Source organism: Alphaproteobacteria bacterium (assembly GCA_030739735.1).
Lineage (GTDB): Bacteria > Pseudomonadota > Alphaproteobacteria > UBA7887 > UBA7887 > UBA7887.
Map to the genome: position 1 here is coordinate 21901 of JASLYQ010000003.1, position 13565 is coordinate 35465.

The 13565-nt window shown below is 60.7% G+C and carries 16 protein-coding genes; 15 read left to right on the forward strand and 1 reads right to left on the reverse strand.

Features of this window, described 5'->3' with window-relative positions; all coding sequences use genetic code 11:
• Positions 1–61: 61 nt before the first annotated feature.
• From QF629_02430 to QF629_02470, 9 genes are all read left to right on the forward strand, one after another.
• Complete coding sequence (locus QF629_02430; GenBank protein MDP6012392.1) at positions 62–256, forward strand: hypothetical protein; 195 nt, start codon at positions 62–64, stop codon at positions 254–256.
• A gap of 370 nt (positions 257–626) precedes the next feature.
• Entirely contained in the window at positions 627–1841 is a 1215-nt protein-coding gene (gene hemA, locus QF629_02435) for a 5-aminolevulinate synthase (protein ID MDP6012393.1), read from the forward strand.
• Between the two features lie 7 nt (positions 1842–1848).
• Complete coding sequence (locus tag QF629_02440) at positions 1849–1992, forward strand: hypothetical protein (protein MDP6012394.1); 144 nt, start codon at positions 1849–1851, stop codon at positions 1990–1992.
• Positions 1993–2115: 123 nt separating this feature from the next.
• Positions 2116–3030, forward strand: coding sequence for a branched-chain amino acid ABC transporter permease LivH (locus QF629_02445; GenBank protein MDP6012395.1), 915 nt, complete (start codon positions 2116–2118; stop codon positions 3028–3030).
• A 13-nt stretch (positions 3031–3043) separates the two neighbouring features.
• Positions 3044–4318, forward strand: a complete 1275-nt coding sequence (livM, locus tag QF629_02450) for a high-affinity branched-chain amino acid ABC transporter permease LivM (GenBank protein MDP6012396.1) — start codon at positions 3044–3046, stop codon at positions 4316–4318.
• Complete coding sequence (locus QF629_02455; protein ID MDP6012397.1) at positions 4315–5118, forward strand: ATP-binding cassette domain-containing protein; 804 nt, start codon at positions 4315–4317, stop codon at positions 5116–5118. Before livM ends, QF629_02455 begins: the two co-directional genes overlap by 4 nt.
• Positions 5118–5828 (forward strand): ABC transporter ATP-binding protein, encoded by a 711-nt coding sequence (locus tag QF629_02460; protein MDP6012398.1) that lies wholly within the window; start codon positions 5118–5120, stop codon positions 5826–5828. The genes QF629_02455 and QF629_02460 overlap by 1 nt, the downstream gene beginning before the upstream one ends.
• Before the next feature lie 2 nt (positions 5829–5830).
• On the forward strand, positions 5831–6187 hold the full coding sequence (locus tag QF629_02465) for a hypothetical protein (protein ID MDP6012399.1): 357 nt from the start codon (positions 5831–5833) through the stop codon (positions 6185–6187).
• Between the two features lie 74 nt (positions 6188–6261).
• Positions 6262–7371, forward strand: a complete 1110-nt coding sequence (locus QF629_02470; protein ID MDP6012400.1) for a branched-chain amino acid ABC transporter substrate-binding protein — start codon at positions 6262–6264, stop codon at positions 7369–7371.
• Positions 7372–7758: 387 nt separating this feature from the next.
• On the opposite strand, the gene QF629_02475 is transcribed toward QF629_02470, so the two are convergent.
• Positions 7759–8205: a MucR family transcriptional regulator gene (locus tag QF629_02475; protein MDP6012401.1), complete on the reverse strand. Its 447-nt coding sequence runs from the start codon at positions 8203–8205 to the stop codon at positions 7759–7761.
• Positions 8206–8482: 277 nt separating this feature from the next.
• Here QF629_02475 and rpiB point away from each other — a divergent pair, with 277 nt between their 5' ends.
• Genes rpiB through ribB form a run of 6 tightly spaced genes read left to right on the forward strand, consistent with a single transcriptional unit; the run spans position 8483 to position 13565 of the window.
• The gene (gene rpiB / locus QF629_02480; GenBank protein ID MDP6012402.1) at positions 8483–8935 is read left to right on the forward strand and encodes a ribose 5-phosphate isomerase B; all 453 of its coding nucleotides are present in this window, start codon (positions 8483–8485) and stop codon (positions 8933–8935) included.
• Positions 8936–8955: 20 nt separating this feature from the next.
• Positions 8956–10260: a serine hydroxymethyltransferase gene (gene glyA / locus QF629_02485; protein ID MDP6012403.1), complete on the forward strand. Its 1305-nt coding sequence runs from the start codon at positions 8956–8958 to the stop codon at positions 10258–10260.
• An 11-nt stretch (positions 10261–10271) separates the two neighbouring features.
• Positions 10272–10733, forward strand: coding sequence for a transcriptional regulator NrdR (gene nrdR / locus QF629_02490; GenBank protein MDP6012404.1), 462 nt, complete (start codon positions 10272–10274; stop codon positions 10731–10733).
• Positions 10717–11823 (forward strand): bifunctional diaminohydroxyphosphoribosylaminopyrimidine deaminase/5-amino-6-(5-phosphoribosylamino)uracil reductase RibD, encoded by a 1107-nt coding sequence (ribD, locus tag QF629_02495; protein MDP6012405.1) that lies wholly within the window; start codon positions 10717–10719, stop codon positions 11821–11823. The genes nrdR and ribD overlap by 17 nt, the downstream gene beginning before the upstream one ends.
• Positions 11824–11832: 9 nt before the next feature.
• The gene (locus QF629_02500; protein MDP6012406.1) at positions 11833–12432 is read left to right on the forward strand and encodes a riboflavin synthase; all 600 of its coding nucleotides are present in this window, start codon (positions 11833–11835) and stop codon (positions 12430–12432) included.
• Entirely contained in the window at positions 12429–13565 is a 1137-nt protein-coding gene (gene ribB / locus QF629_02505) for a 3,4-dihydroxy-2-butanone-4-phosphate synthase (GenBank protein ID MDP6012407.1), read from the forward strand. Before QF629_02500 ends, ribB begins: the two co-directional genes overlap by 4 nt.

Below are 13565 nucleotides of genomic sequence, written 5' to 3' on the forward strand. Positions count from 1 at the left end.
TCGGGGCCGGGGCGAAATGGCTTTAGGCGGATTGGCTCGAAGTGGTGCGGCCAAAGACGATATGTTTCAGCGCGTGCTTGACGCCTTCACTTTTGACCTTCTTGCTGCCCGTGAACAGGGTTTGAAAACAGCCTTTGTCCGGCGAACCGAGGAATGGGGAGATCTCGACCTATTCGATCAAGTCGATGAACCGGATCAAGTCCACGACGTCATCGCCGAGGACTTTCACGATCTGGTCGAAAAAATCGCGTCGTAGCCGCTGGTTTCAATGATTAGCGGCACGCGAGATAACTGAAACAGTAACCTGATTTGAATGCTTTGGCGGAAGTGCGTCGTGATCCGATTAACTAGCCTCCTATCCAGCGGCCTTGAAGTCGTTTAGGCATCTCTCAGCGGATAAGAACTCGCAGCCAGCGTTACTTCATCAGGTAGGCGATGATCTTGCTGCGGCTCGGCTCGGCGACCTTCAGGTACATGATGTCCGTGCCCTGAATCGAGAAGGTCTGGTCCGACCTCGGCTACGTACGTTGAGATGTATGATCTTGATCAAGGATCATTGGCGCTTGATTTGAGACTATCGGCGACTAGGTTAGATTGGCCTCGGGCCAAAGAACGGAAACGAGCTAATGAATTACGATAAGTACTTCTCTCAATCTCTTGATTCTCTTAGAGAAGAGGGGCGTTATCGAATATTCGCAGACTTGGCACGCCATGCTGGTAACTTTCCGAAAGCGACCTATTTTCAGAATGGCGGCGAACGCGATGTCGTGATCTGGTGCTCGAACGACTATCTCGGCATGGGCCAGCATCCCGATGTCGTTAGCGCCATGACCGAGGCTTTGCAGAAGGTCGGGGCCGGCGCCGGCGGCACACGCAATATCTCCGGCACGACCCATTATCACGTGTTGCTGGAGCGCGAACTGGCCGACCTGCACCGCAAGGACGCGGCGTTGCTGTTCACTTCTGGCTACATCTCGAATGACGCGACGCTCTCCACGCTGGGCTCGATCCTGCCAGGCTGCGTCATTCTCTCCGATGCTCTCAACCACGCTTCTATGATCCAGGGCGTGCGCCATTCCAAGGCGCCTAAAAAGATCTTCCGCCATAATGATCCTGGCCACCTTGATGAGCTCTTGGGCGAGCTTGATCCGGACGCGCCCAAGATCGTGGCCTTCGAGTCCGTCTACTCCATGGACGGCGATATCGCGCCCATCGGCGAGATCTGCGAGGTTGCCAAGCGTCATAACGCACTGACCTATCTCGACGAAGTCCATGCTGTCGGCATGTACGGTCCGCGCGGTGGTGGCGTTGCCGAGTGTGAGGGTCTGATGGAGCAGGTCGACGTCATCGAGGGCACGCTGGGTAAGGCATTCGGCGTCATGGGCGGCTATATCACGGCTTCCGCCTCGATCGTCGACGTGGTGCGCTCGTTCGCTTCTGGATTCATCTTCACCACCTCGTTGCCGCCGGCCGTGGCGGCGGGCGCTCTAGCAGCGGTCAAGCACCTTAAGGCCAGCAATGCCGAACGCGAGTGCCACCAGGAGCGAGCACGGACCCTTAAGCGGCGGCTCGCCGAGGTGGGCATACCGGTGATCGAGAACCGTAGCCACATCGTGCCGGTGATCGTGGGTGATCCCGTGCTCTGCAAGCGTGCCAGCGACGAGTTGTTGAGCGATCACGGGATCTACGTGCAGCCGATCAACTATCCGACCGTGCCGCGCGGCACGGAGCGGCTGCGCATCACGCCGTGCCCGCTGCATGATGACGCCATGATGGACCATCTGGTCGATTCCCTGCGCCGGGTCTGGGGTAATCTCGATATCAGCCGCGCCGCCGCCTGATTTGCGCATGGCTGGGGCGGCCTGGGACCCGACCGAGGTCATTTACGATTTCATCCAGGTCGGCGGCGCACTGAAGATCACAGCTGTTGATTTTGATACCGGCATCGAGGTTTCCACGGTCGGCTTGCCTGCCTTGAGTGAGCGGAGTTAATGGGACTTGCCTAGAGCAACCTGGAATATGTCCTCTTAAAGCAAGGCAAGATTCCGTCGCCATAAGCCGGTTCCCAATGAGGGGAATCTGCTCTAGGTGTGGAGCACCGCGGGCGGGGGGCGAATGGCCTATTTTCTTCAGCAACTGATCAACGGCGTGACGCTCGGCAGCATCTACGGGCTGATCGCGATCGGTTACACGATGGTCTACGGCATTATCGGCATGATCAATTTCGCCCACGGCGAGATTTACATGATCGGTGCCTTCGTCGCCATCATTAGCTTCACCATTCTTGGTGCCGCCGGCATAACCTGGGTGCCGCTGGCGCTGCTGCTGGTGCTGGTGGTGACGATGCTGTTTACCGCGCTCTACGGCTGGACGGTGGAGCGGGTGGCTTATCGGCCGTTGCGCGGCTCGCAACGCCTGGCGGCACTGATCTCGGCCATTGGCATGTCGCTCGCCCTGCAGAACTACGTACTGCTCAGCCAGGGCGCGGGCGTCAAGGCGATCAGCCCGATCATTGAAGGCAGGTTTGATGTCTACGAGGCCGACAACTTCCTCGTCACCCTGAGCTATATTCAAATCTTTATCGTCATTTTGACCGTGGTTCTAATGGCGGCTTTCGCCTCGCTGATCAGTGGCACTTCGTTGGGTCGGGCCCAGCGTGCCTGCGAACAGGACCGCACCATGGCCACCCTGCTTGGCATCGATGTCGACCGTACCATCTCGCTGACTTTCGTCATGGGGGCGGCGCTGGCGGCGGTGGCCGGAGTCATGGTGACGCTTTATTACGGCGTAATCGACTTCTTCATGGGGTTTATCGCCGGTCTCAAGGCCTTCACGGCGGCCGTTCTTGGCGGCATCGGCTCGCTGCCCGGCGCCATGCTGGGGGGCATGCTACTGGGCATGGTTGAGGCGTTTTGGTCCGGCTATTTCACTGTCGAATACAAAGACGTCGCGGCCTTCGGTATTCTTGTTCTGGTGCTTATCTTCCGTCCCTCGGGCCTGCTCGGTCGACCCGAGATCGAGAAGGTCTGAGGGCGTGGGCGAAATGACTGCCGTCCAAGCGCTACGGGAGGGGGCGCTCGCCGCCCTGGTGGCGGTGGCGCTGGCTGTGCCCATGCTCGGCCTCAAGCTTGAGCACGGCGTTGGTGGGCTCTCGGTGCATGGCCGCTGGGAGTTCCTGTTGCTGGCGGCGGCGATCGTCGGCCTTGGCCGAGGGCTGATGGTCTGCGCGGGCACCAGCGGTATCTTTGAGGGCTTGTGGCGTGGACGTGGCGGGAAGGCTGCGGCGCCGGGGCAGACCCTGTGGCAGCGCCACTGGGGCTATGCTGCGCTCGCAGCTTTGATCGCCGCCATCGCATTGCCTTTCATGCCTTTTGCCGACCGCTACGTGGTCGATACCGCAACCCAGGTGCTGATCTACGTGTTGTTGGGCTGGGGTCTTAACATTGTGGTTGGGCTCGCAGGCCTGCTCGATCTCGGCTATGTGGCGTTCTACGCCGTCGGTGCCTACAGCTTCGCACTGCTCGGTACCGAGTTCGGCTTCGGTTTCTGGATGTGCCTGCCGCTGGCCGGGGTCTTCGCCGCCAGTTTTGGCATCCTGCTGGGATATCCGGTGCTACGCTTGCGCGGCGACTACCTAGCCATCGTCACTCTTGGTTTCGGTGAGATCGTCCGCGTCGTTCTGGTCAACTGGGTCGATTTCTCGGGCGGCCCCAATGGCGTCACCGGCGTGCCGCGCCCCACCTTGTTCGGGCTCGAATTCACCAAGCGTGTCGGGGACGGCACGGCGTTTCACGATTACTTCGGCATCGACTATTCCGGCCAGTACCGCATCATCTTCCTCTATTTCATCATCCTCGGCATCGCGCTACTGACAAACTTCTTCGTGCTGCGTATCCGCAAGCTGCCATTGGGGCGTGCCTGGGAGGCTTTGCGAGAGGATGAGATTGCCTGCCGCGCGCTCGGCATCAACCCGGTCAACACCAAGCTCTCGGCCTTCGCGCTAGGTGCTATGTTTGGTGGTTTCGCGGGTTCGTTCTTCGCCACGCGCTCGGGCTTCATCAGCCCCGAGAGCTTTACCTTTATAGAATCCGCCATCATTCTCGCGATCGTCGTGCTCGGCGGCATGGGTAGCCAGATCGGCGTCGTGCTTGCGGCTGCGGCGATCATTCTGCTGCCCGAATTCCTGCGCGAGTTCTCGGAGTTCCGCATGCTTGCTTTCGGCAGTGCCATGGTGCTGATCATGATCTGGAAGCCGCGCGGCCTGCTCTCGCGGCGCCAGCCGACCATCCGCTTGGCGGGTCGGGAGGCGCCGCCATGAGCGTGTTGCTGACGGTCGAGCATCTTACCATGCGCTTCGGCGGCCTGGTGGCGATCGACGATCTCTCTTTCATTGCCGAGCCCGAGCAAATCACTGCCATCATCGGCCCCAACGGTGCCGGCAAGACCACCGTGTTCAACTGCCTGACCGGGTTCTACAAGCCGAGCGTCGGGCGCCTTGCCTTGCGCGGTCACGGCGATGAAACCTATCTGCTTGAGCGCATGGATGGATTTCGCAGCGCCCGCGCCGGAATCGCCCGCACGTTCCAGAACATCCGCCTGTTTCCCGCCATGTCAGTGCTGGAGAACCTGGTCGTCGCTCAGCACAACGCGCTAATGCGGGCCTCGGCTTTCTCCATCGCCGGGCTGCTCGGCTTGCCGGCCTACCGTGCCGCCGAGGACGAGGCAATAGAACTTGCCCGCCATTGGCTGGAACGCGTCGGCTTGGTCGAGCACGCTGATCGCGGCGCCAGCGAGCTGCCGTACGGTGCTCAACGACGCCTGGAGATCGCACGTGCCATGTGCACCCGCCCCGTGCTGCTTTGTCTCGACGAGCCAGCGGCCGGGCTCAACCCGCGCGAATCTGCCGAGCTGAATCAGCTGCTGCTCAATATCCGCGACGAGCAGCAAATCGGTATCTTGCTCATCGAGCATGACATGAACGTGGTCATGGGCATCTCCGACCACATCGTCGTACTCGATTACGGTAAGCTTATCGCCGACGGCGATCCGGCCACCGTGCGCGCCGATCCGGCCGTTATCCGCGCCTATTTGGGCGAGACCGAGGAGGGCGCGGCATGATGCTTTCGCTAGAAGGTGTGCACACACATTACGGGCCCATCGAGGCCTTGCGCGGTGTCGATCTCAGTGTCGGTGAAGGCGAGATAGTCACTTTGATCGGCGCCAATGGCGCCGGCAAGTCGACATTGTTGATGACCATTTGCGGCAACCCCCACGCTAGCGCCGGGCGCGTGCTCTTCGAAGGCGAGGAGATCACGGCGCTACCGACCTTCCAGATCGTCCGCCGCGGCATAGCGCAGTCGCCCGAAGGGCGACGCATCTTTCCTCGCATGACGGTGCTAGAAAATCTGCAAATGGGCGCCATCGTGGGCGAGGAAGCGAACTTTCAGGAAGATCTTGAAGCGGTTTTCGCCACCTTTCCCATTTTAGCCGAGCGCCGCGGCCAGCGAGGCGGCACACTCTCGGGTGGGGAACAGCAGATGCTCGCCATCGCTCGCGCCCTGATGAGCCGGCCGCGCCTGTTGCTGCTCGACGAGCCCTCGCTCGGCCTGGCGCCGTTGATCGTCAAGCAGATCTTTGCGATCATTGCCGAGATCAACCGCAGCCGTGGCATGACCATTCTGCTGGTTGAGCAGAATGCCTTTCACGCTCTGCGTCTTACGAACCGCGGCTATGTTATGGCCAACGGCAAGATCGTGTTGCAGGGCACGGGTGAGGAGTTGATGGCCAATGCCGAGGTCAAGTCGGCCTATCTCGAGGGAGGGCATTGAGCATGGGGATGTGGGGCGACGCGGCGACACTGACCGGCACCACGCTGGATGTCTGGATCGGTATCACCCTGGTCATCGCCGGCGGGGCGGCTCTGATGACGGGGCGCGCCATCGCCATAACCTGGCGTCCGCCCTGGCAGGTGATCTTGGCCTGTATTGGCTTGGGTCTGGGCGATCGTTTTCTGATTTACGGCCTCTTCGACGGTCCGCTGTTATTGCTGTCCGGCTATGTCATTGATACGGCTGTAATTATCTCCATCGGACTGGTCGCCTATCGCATTGCCATGGTGCGGCTAATGGTGAGGCAATATCCCTGGCTCTACCAGCAGACAGGGTCTTTTACCTATCGTCCGCATTAGGGGGCTTGGCAAAGTCGGTTTGAATCGCGATCTTTTGGGTAGGTTTCTGCCGGATCGGAGAGAGGTGAGGAAAGATGAAGACTTCAGTTCAACATACGCTGATCGTACTGGGCACGGCTGCCGCCTTGGCGACGCCGGCCATCGCCGACGAGATCATCATTGCCACCGCTGGGCCGGTGACGGGGCAGTACGCAATTTTCGGCGAGCAGATGGTGCGCGGCGCCGAGATGGCCGTGGCCGACATTAACGCCGCCGGTGGCGTGCTCGGCAAGAAACTGGTGTTGGAAATTGGCGACGACGGCTGCGAGGCCAAGCAGGCGGTGGCCGTGGCTAACCAGATGGTCAACAAGGGCGTGGTCTTCATGGCCGGGCATTTTTGCTCCTCGACCTCGATCCCCGCCTCCGAGACCTATTACGAGGAAGGTGTGTTGCAGATTTCGCCGGCCTCGACTAACCCGCTGCTGACGGAGCAGGGCTTCGACAATGTCTTTCGCACCTGCGGGCGCGACGACCAGCAAGGTGCCGTGGCCGGCTCCTTCCTGGCGGACCATTTCGCTGGCCAGAATATCGCCATCCTTCACGACAAGACGGCCTACGGCAAAGGCTTGGCCGACGAGACCCGCAAGCAGCTTGCGGGTCTCGGCATCAGCGAGGCGATGTACGAGGCTTATACGGCGGGCGAGAAGGACTATTCGGCGCTCGTCAGCAAGCTCAAGGCAGCCGGCATCGATGTCATCTATCTCGGTGGCTACCATACTGAGGCCGGGCTGATCGTCCGTCAGGCCCGGGCGCAAGGTTTGGAGGCGCGGTTGGTTTCGGGCGATGCCCTGGTGACCGAAGAGTTTTGGTCGATTACTGGCGATGCGGGCGAGGGCACGCTGTTTTCCTTCAGCCCCGATCCCGCCAAGAACCCCAATGCGGCCGATGTGGTCGAGCGTTTTCTGACCCAGGGTTATAAGCCCGAGGGCTACACACTCTACACTTACGCCGCCGTCCAGGTGTTCGCACAGGTGGCGGAAGCCGCGGGCTCGACCGATCTCGACGCACTGATCGCGGCGCTGCGTAGCGGTAGTTTTCAGACCGTGCTCGGCGATATCGGCTTCGACGACAAGGGCGATGTCTCGGCGCCGGGATACGTCTTCTACGAATGGAGCCAGGGCTCCTACGACTACACGGATATGTAGCCCGGTATTAGCTGCTGCGGGACAGCGGTAGGCGGTCGACGCCTGGGCTCCCCACCGTGGCGTGCTGCACCGTGCCGTCGGCGATAACCAGCATCGCTGAGGCGGCAGTCGCCCGTGGCACGGTATGGAACTAGGGGAATCGGCGGATCAGTGCGAATGCACTCCCAGTGCTTGCCTGGTGGCGCCGTCGAGAGGCAGATTCGTGGCCAGGGGAAAGAACTTCGACTCGGCCGCTCCAGCCATTCCGGCGCGGAACGGCAGGCTGCGAATGCGATGACCGCAACAAAGTGGGAAGGGCTGACCATGGCTAAACTGGCCCAAGCGCCATGCCAAAGAAAAGACCCAGAGGGCGCGTCCTGCGGGCCTTGAAATCGTTTTGCCGCGGCGTTAGCTCTTGGCGTGCCGCCTGCGGCTACTCGCCTTCTTCCGGCCGAGGCCGATCTTCTTGGCGAACTCCGAGCGTTGCTTGGCATAGTTTGGCGCGACCATCGGATAGTCGACAGGAAGATTCCACTTGGCGCGATAGTCTTCCGGAGACATGCTGTAGTTGGTGCGTAGATGGCGTTTTAGCATTTTCAGCTTCTTGCCATCTTCAAGACAAATAATGTAGTCGGGCGTTATCGAGCGACGCACTGAAACCGCAGGCTTCTGCGGCTGCCCTGTTGCCTCACTGGTGGATGGCTGCACACCATCGAGGGATGTATAAACGGTTTTAATCAGCTCCGGGATTTGATCCGCAGGCAAAGCATTGTGGCTCACATATGAGGACACAATGTTCGAAGTCATCCCCAGAACACTCTCGGGAGATACGTTACTCTTATTATCATGCGTCATTCTTTACATACTCTAGAAATATTGTCTCATATCTAGTATTTACTGCCAGTATGACTATGCCATGTCAATTGTAAAATCTTTCATCTCAGATCAATATATAATAAAATTTAATGGTTCTATTAAAGAAAAGAATAGGAAACAAATTAGAAATAATACTATTTGGAATACAACTTATTTTCTGGACAGAAATAGTCGGTCTTGATCTGGTGCGTGAACCCCACATGTGGTAATCAACCGCCAACCGGAAGCGATCAGACCACAAAATGCGAGATCTGCCGTGGCAAGCGAATCCCGATCGGACGTGATAGCCATTGCTGCCGACCATGCCGGCTATCCTTTGAAAACCGTGCTCGCTGAAGACTTGCGCGCGTCAGGCCTGAATGTGCTCGACCTGGGCACGAACTCGTCGAACTCCGTGGACTACCCAACCTATGGCAAAGTCCTGGTCAAAGCTCTTCTGGAAGGCAAGGCGGCTCGCGGCGTTTTGGTCTGTGGCACGGGCATCGGCATGGACATCACTGCGAATCGTTTCAAAGGTGTACGGGCGGCCAATTGCTATACGGCGGAAGTTGCGCGTCTGGCCCGTCAGCACAACAATGCAAATGTTCTCGTACTGGGGGGCCGCTTCATCGACCAGGAGACGGCAGGGCAATGTTTGCGCGCTTTTCTAGAAACCGATTTCGAAGGCGGCCGGCACCAGCGCCGTGTCGCCATGTTCGACGAAACCTAACCTCCTGCGGAATTGCCTAGATGAGCACATCGTCTTCCACCGCTTGCGAACCTATCTTCAGCATATCCGCTTACTTTGACGCCGATCCGGACCTGTTTGGTGCCATCGAGACCGAGCGCCATCGCCAGCAGGACCAGGTCGAGCTAATTGCTTCGGAGAACATCGTCAGCGAGGCGGTGTTGGCGGCACAGGGCTCGGTCCTGACCAACAAATATGCGGAAGGTTATCCGGGTCGACGCTACTATGGCGGTTGCGAGTTCGTCGATGTGGCCGAGCGCCTGGCAATTGAGCGTGCGACAAAGTTGTTTGATTGCGGCTGGGTCAACGTCCAACCCCATTCCGGCGCCCAGGCGAACCAGACCGTGATGCTGGGTTTGCTGCGGCCCGGTGATACGGTTTTGGGCATGTCGCTCGCGGCAGGCGGCCATCTCAGCCATGGCGCCAAGCCAAACATGTCCGGCAAGTGGCTTAACGCTGTTCAATACGGCGTGCGCGAGGCCGACGGGCGCATCGATATGGACGAGGTGGCGTGCCTAGCCGAAAAGCATCGTCCCGCCCTTATTATTGCAGGGGCGTCGGCTTATTCGCGTGAGATTGATTTTGCGGTTTTTAGGGCCATTGCTGACTCCGTCGACGCCTATCTCCATGTTGACATGGCGCATATCGCTGGCCTGGTCGCGGTCGGCGCTCATCCGAGCCCCTTGCCGCACGCCCATGTAGTTACCAGCACCACGCACAAGACTTTGCGCGGGCCGCGCGGCGGTATGGTCTTGAGCAATAATGCTGCCATCGGCAAGAAAATGGATTCGGCCCTGTTTCCGGGCCTTCAGGGAGGGCCGCTGATGCACGTCATTGCGGCCAAGGCAGTGGCGCTTGGCGAGGCGTTGCAGCCGACCTTCGCTGATTATATTCGTGCCGTGGTGGCCAATGCTCAGGCACTTGCCGGCACTCTGAAGGCGCGCGGCGTTGATATCGTGACCGGCGGCACCGATAACCACATGCTGTTGGTTGACCTCCGCAGAAAGGGCCTGACCGGCAAGGTCGTCGAGGCCGGATTGGAACGCGCCGGGCTCACTTGCAACAAGAATGCCGTGCCCTTCGATCCGCGGAAGCCTTCAGTGACTTCGGGTATCCGCCTCGGCAGCCCGGCGGCCACCAGCCGCGGCTTCGGTGTTGCCGAGTTCCGCCAAGTCGGCGAGTTGATCGGCAATGTTTTGGACGGGCTTGCCAAGAGGGGTCCCGACGGCGATGCCCAGGTCGAGGCGCGCACTCTCGGCGAGGTGCGCGAGCTCTGCCAGCGTTTCCCAATCTACCAGCATAGATAGGGCTCTAGAGTATGCGCTGTCCATTCTGCGGCGACAAAGACACTCAGGTTAAGGATTCGCGCCCGACCGAGGACAATGCGGTCATTCGCCGGCGCCGCTTTTGCCCCTCTTGCGGTTCGCGCTTCACGACCTTCGAGCGGGTGCAGCTGCGCGATCTGACCGTGGTCAAGAAGGATGGTACGCGCACGCCCTTCGACCGCGAGAAGCTGGCGCGCTCGATCGAAATCGCAGTGCGTAAGCGTCCCGTTGAGCCCGAACGCATAGAGCGCCTAGTCAGTGGCATTGTGCGCCGTCTGGAGAGTTCTGGCGAATCCGATATTCCCTCCAACGAGATTGGCGAGATGGTGATGGAGGCTTTGTCCGGTCTCGATCCGGTTGCCTTTGTGCGGTTCGCCTCGGTCTATCGCAATTTCCGCGAGGCCAGGGATTTCGAGGAGTTCGTCGAGCTGCTGCCCCGTGACAAGGAGGACTGAGCATCACAGGCACATGACCGCCGCGCTGACCCTGGCGCGGCGCGGCCTCGGCGCGGTCTGGCCCAATCCCGCCGTCGGCTGCATCCTGGTGCGTGAGCAGCAGGTGGTGGGACGCGGCTGGACCCAGCCTGGTGGCCGGCCGCACGCTGAAACCGAAGCCTTGCGGCGCGCTGGTGAGGCGGCAGTCGGCGCTACGGCCTATGTCACCCTCGAGCCCTGCGCCCATGAGGGGAAGACCCCACCTTGTGCCGACGCCTTGATCGAGGCCCGCATTGGGTGCTGCGTTGTGGCTACGGAGGATCCCGATCGGCGCGTGGGTGGGGCCGGCCTAGCGCGCCTCCGGGATGCCGGCATCCAGGTCATAGAGGGGCTCTGCCGCGAAGAAGCTAGGGACCTAAATGCCGGCTACCTGTTGCGTTGCGAGCAGGGGCGTCCCCTAGTGACCCTGAAGACAGCGACCACGCTCGACGGTCGTATCGCGACGGCGGGCGGCGACAGAGAATGGATAACGGCTGAGTTGGCGCGGGCCCGGGCGCATCTCCTGCGGGCCGAGCATGATGCGGTGATGGTCGGTGCGCGCACCGCCATGTCGGACCGACCGCGCCTGACCTGTCGGCTTCCTGGGCTCGCCGAACGTTCGCCGGTGCGCGTTGTGGCCGACAGCCGGTTGCGCCTGCCGCTCACCGACCCGCTGGTCGCCGAACACGAGGAGGCGCCAACTTGGATCGTGGCCTTGCAAAACGCCGATACGGCGCGCCGCCGCGCCTTTTCAGATTGCGGCGTTGAGGTGATTTCCGTGGCTGCTGACGACGGCGGTGTTTCTGTGGCTGCGACACTACAGGCTCTGGCCGCGCGGGGCATCACGCGGCTGCTGGTTGAAGGTGGCGGACGCCTGACCGCGAGCCTGATCGCCGCCGATTGCGTCGATCGCATCGCCTGGTTCCGGGCCGCCTCGGTGATTGGCGGCGATGGCGTGGCCGCCGTAGCAGGGCTGGGCCTGGATGCGATGGCCGACAAGCCACGTTTCGAGCGCATATCGCTCATGGCTCTTGGCGAGGATGTGCTGGAAACTTACGCTCGTCGGGAATAGTTTCTCGCCATGTTTACGGGATTGATCAGTGATGTGGGCAAGGTGCGCGCTCTCGAGCACTCCGGCGATTTGCGTCTGACCATCGGCACTGCGTTCGACATGGATGCGGTCGCTATCGGCGCTTCCATTGCCTGCTCAGGGGTCTGCTTGACGGTAGTCGACAAGGGCGCGGACTGGTTCGCTGTCGATGTCTCGGCCGAGTCCCTAGCCAAGACCACGCTTGGCGATTGGCAGGAGGGCCGTGCCATCAATCTGGAGCGCTCTTTGACCGTTGGCGACGAAATCGGCGGCCATCTGGTAAGCGGCCACGTGGACGGCGTGATCAAGGTGCTGTCGCGCAAGCCATCGGGAGATTCCGTTGTGTTGGCCTTCGTTTTACCGGAGTGGCTCGCGCCGTATGTGGCGCCCAAGGGCTCGATCGCCCTAGACGGCATCTCGTTGACCGTAAACTGGGTCATGGCCGATTGTTTCGAAGTCAATATCATTTTCTACACCCAGGAGGTGACGACCTTCGGCGCTCTTGCGGTAGGCGACTTGGTCAATGTGGAGATCGACATGCAGGCCCGTTACGCGCGTCGCGCACTGGCACATGCGGGGGTGGCGACATGAACGTGGTGGCTGATTCGACATCGATGGACTCGCCCTTCTCGCGGATCGAGGACCTGATCGACGACGCGCGTAACGGCCGCATGTTCGTTCTAGTTGATGATGAAGGTCGAGAGAACGAGGGCGATCTGATAGTGCCGGCTGAGTTCGCCACGCCAGAAGCGATCAATTTTATGGCTCGCCACGGTCGCGGGCTGGTCTGCTTGGCGCTATCGCCAGACCGCGCAACCAAGCTTGAACTCGAGCCGATGCAGCGGCGCAACGTCAAGCGCTTTGACACCGCGTTCACGGTCTCTATCGAGGCGACCGATGGAGTCTCTACGGGTATCTCCGCCTCTGACCGCGCCCATACCATCCACACCGCCATCGACCCCCGTAGCACCGCTACTGACATTACGACGCCCGGGCACGTCTTTCCCGTCGTGGCGCGCGATGGTGGTGTTTTGGTGCGCGCCGGCCACACTGAAGCGGCAGTCGATGTTGCGCGCCTCGCCGGCCTGGAGCCAGCTGGGGTGATCTGCGAGATCATGAATGACGACGGCTCTATGGCGCGACGCGACGATCTCATCGCCTATTGCCAGAAGCACGGTCTCAAGATCGGCACGATCGCCGACCTCATCGCCTATCGCCGTCGCGTCGACCGCGTTGTCGAGCGGTTGCTGGAGCGGGACTTTGAGAGCCGTTGGGGCGGCAACTTCCGCATGATCGTGTACGTCAATACTGCGGACGGGACCGAACACGCGGCACTGGTCAAGGGCAATCTTGGCGGCGATGCACCGGTGCTCGTGCGCATGCACCGGGTCAATCCGTTGATCGATATCATGGGCGACACCGCGACGGGGCGCGGCGATGAATTGCATCGGGCCATGGAGTTGATCGCCGAAGAAGGTCGTGGCGTCGTTGTAGTCATCCGTGCGGCACGCCCGGATTCGCTGTCGACGCTGCTTGAGGGGCACGAGATTGAGCCCGACGAGAGCGGCGGCGCCCTGCGTGCTTACGGCACCGGGGCGCAAATCCTGCTTGATCTCGGTATTCGCGAGATGGTGCTGCTGAGCAATTCCGAGCGCATAGTGGTCGGCCTCGGGGGCTTCGGTCTCAGCATCGCCGGACGCCGGCCGATCAAAGGCGGAGACTGA

Excerpts from the sequence above, each read along its gene's own strand:
- QF629_02470 (MDP6012400.1), top strand. The coding sequence starts at position 6,262 with ATGAAGACTTCAGTTCAACATACGCTGATCGTACTGGGCACGGCTGCC.
- QF629_02475 (MDP6012401.1), bottom strand. The coding sequence starts at position 8,205 with ATGACGCATGATAATAAGAGTAACGTATCTCCCGAGAGTGTTCTGGGG.
- QF629_02440 (MDP6012394.1), top strand. The coding sequence starts at position 1,849 with ATGGCTGGGGCGGCCTGGGACCCGACCGAGGTCATTTACGATTTCATC.
- QF629_02465 (MDP6012399.1), top strand. The coding sequence starts at position 5,831 with ATGGGGATGTGGGGCGACGCGGCGACACTGACCGGCACCACGCTGGAT.
- livM (MDP6012396.1), top strand. The coding sequence starts at position 3,044 with ATGACTGCCGTCCAAGCGCTACGGGAGGGGGCGCTCGCCGCCCTGGTG.
- QF629_02460 (MDP6012398.1), top strand. The coding sequence starts at position 5,118 with ATGCTTTCGCTAGAAGGTGTGCACACACATTACGGGCCCATCGAGGCC.
- glyA (MDP6012403.1), top strand. The coding sequence starts at position 8,956 with ATGAGCACATCGTCTTCCACCGCTTGCGAACCTATCTTCAGCATATCC.
- hemA (MDP6012393.1), top strand. The coding sequence starts at position 627 with ATGAATTACGATAAGTACTTCTCTCAATCTCTTGATTCTCTTAGAGAA.
- ribB (MDP6012407.1), top strand. The coding sequence starts at position 12,429 with ATGAACGTGGTGGCTGATTCGACATCGATGGACTCGCCCTTCTCGCGG.
- nrdR (MDP6012404.1), top strand. The coding sequence starts at position 10,272 with ATGCGCTGTCCATTCTGCGGCGACAAAGACACTCAGGTTAAGGATTCG.
- QF629_02500 (MDP6012406.1), top strand. The coding sequence starts at position 11,833 with ATGTTTACGGGATTGATCAGTGATGTGGGCAAGGTGCGCGCTCTCGAG.
- QF629_02455 (MDP6012397.1), top strand. The coding sequence starts at position 4,315 with ATGAGCGTGTTGCTGACGGTCGAGCATCTTACCATGCGCTTCGGCGGC.
- QF629_02445 (MDP6012395.1), top strand. The coding sequence starts at position 2,116 with ATGGCCTATTTTCTTCAGCAACTGATCAACGGCGTGACGCTCGGCAGC.
- QF629_02430 (MDP6012392.1), top strand. The coding sequence starts at position 62 with ATGTTTCAGCGCGTGCTTGACGCCTTCACTTTTGACCTTCTTGCTGCC.